A 1,667-nucleotide genomic window follows, 5' to 3' on the forward strand; every position below is an offset into this window, starting at 1 on the left:
GGGCAGCTCGGCCACCCGGACACGGCCGTCCTCGTCACGGCCGGAGAACCGCAGCCCGTGGGCGCGGAGCGTGTCGAGGTGGCGCGAGGGGCCGTAGGCGCAGAAGTACCGCTCCACCGTGCGCGCCGAGCCGATCACGGACGCGGCCAGCGAGCCGGGCTCGATCGTCACCGCGGCCTCGTGGCCCACCAGCGAGCAGGCCAGCGCCTCGATGAGCGGGTCCGTCGCGTCCGGGTCGTTCTCGGCGTGCGCGGCGCGGGTCAGCCCGCACACGTTCCGCGCGTACTCCAGCAGCGTGTGCTGGAAGCCGCCGCACGTACCCAGGAACGGGATGCCCTCCTCGCGCGCCGTGCGCACCGCCGCGAGGACGCCCGCCTCGCTGCGGTACGGGCTGCCCGGAAGCACCCACACGGCGTCGAACCCGCGCACCGCGCCCTCGGCCTCGGCGTCCTGCGAGGAGATCCAGTACGCGTCCAGGACCAGCCGGTCGCGGGCGGCCAGCGCCTCCAGCAGCAGCGGGACGCGGGTGTGGGAGACAACGTGCGGGGAGCGGTCGCCGACGAGGGCGAGGGTGGCGGTGTTCGTCATGCCCACCATCCTCGGTACGCGGTGTCATTCACGTCCAACGATGGTTTCTGTACGCTCGATAAGCGTTGCTGATGGGGTGGGATGCTGGGCGGCATGCACCCGCACCTGCTCCGCACCTACGTCACCGTGGCGCGTCTCGCCTCCTTCTCGGAGGCCGCGCGCGAGCTGGGCTACACCCAGTCCGCGGTCTCCCAGCACATCGCCGCCCTCGAACAGGACCTGGGCGCGCCGCTGCTGACGCGCCGGCCGGTCGCGCCCACCGCGGCGGGCGAGCGGCTGCTGGAGCACGCGGGTCCGCTGCTGCTGCGGCTCGACGCGGCCCGCGCCGACATCCTCCGCATGGCCGCCGCCCCCCAGCACGGCCTGACCCTCGTCACCACCGCGACCGCGCTCGGCCCCGCCGTCCTCGGCGCGCTCCCGCCGGCCGGCGTCACCCTGCGCGTCCTCACCCGAGCGGAGATCCCCGCCGCCGTCGCCACCGGCACCGCCGACCTCGGCCTCGTCGACGGGCTGGCCGCGCCGAGCGATCCGCTGCGGCTGCCCGACGTGGCACCGCTGACCGCGCGCGGCGTCGCGGAGGAGCCCGTGAGCGTCCTGCTGCCCGCCGGACACCCCCTCGCCGGCCGCCCCGGCCTGCGCCTCGGCGACCTCCGCGACGCCCGCTGGCTCGACGCGCCCGACGCGGGGCTCCCGCTCGCGCAGCTGCGTGCCGCGACCGCGGGCGGCGGCGCCTTCCGGCCCGCCCTGCGCTACGAGGGCACCGACGTGCGCACCCTCACCACGCTCACGGCGGCCGGCCACGGACTGACCCTGCTGCCCCGCTCGGCGGCCACGGCCGTCCCCGGCACGGCCGCCGTCCCCCTCACCGCCCCCCGCCTCGTCCACCGCACTGAACTCCTGCACGGCGGCAGCCCCGGCGGAGCGCCGGCGCACCACCTCCGCCGCCGCTCCGCCGGGGCTGCCGCCGTGCAGGAGTTCAGTGCGGTGGACGAGGCGGGGGGCGGTGAGGGGGACGGCGGCCGTGCCGGGGACGGCCGCCGAGCGGGGCAGCAGGGTCAGTCCGTGGCCGGCCGCCGTGA

At 77.2% G+C, this 1,667-nt stretch carries 2 protein-coding genes; one reads left to right on the top strand and one right to left on the bottom strand.

What is annotated here, in order from left to right; genetic code table 11:
• On the bottom strand, positions 1–588 hold a 588-nt coding region (locus CCN44_RS41945; RefSeq protein ID WP_086704500.1), incomplete at its 3' end, for a glutamine amidotransferase-related protein.
• A gap of 93 nt (positions 589–681) precedes the next feature.
• On the opposite strand from CCN44_RS41945, the gene CCN44_RS41950 reads away from it, so the two are divergent.
• Positions 682–1,667 (top strand): LysR family transcriptional regulator (locus CCN44_RS41950; protein ID WP_086704503.1); only part of this gene is annotated, 986 nt, incomplete at its 3' end.

The organism is Streptomyces tricolor, from assembly GCF_002155905.1.
Taxonomy (GTDB): Bacteria; Actinomycetota; Actinomycetes; order Streptomycetales; family Streptomycetaceae; genus Streptomyces; species Streptomyces tricolor.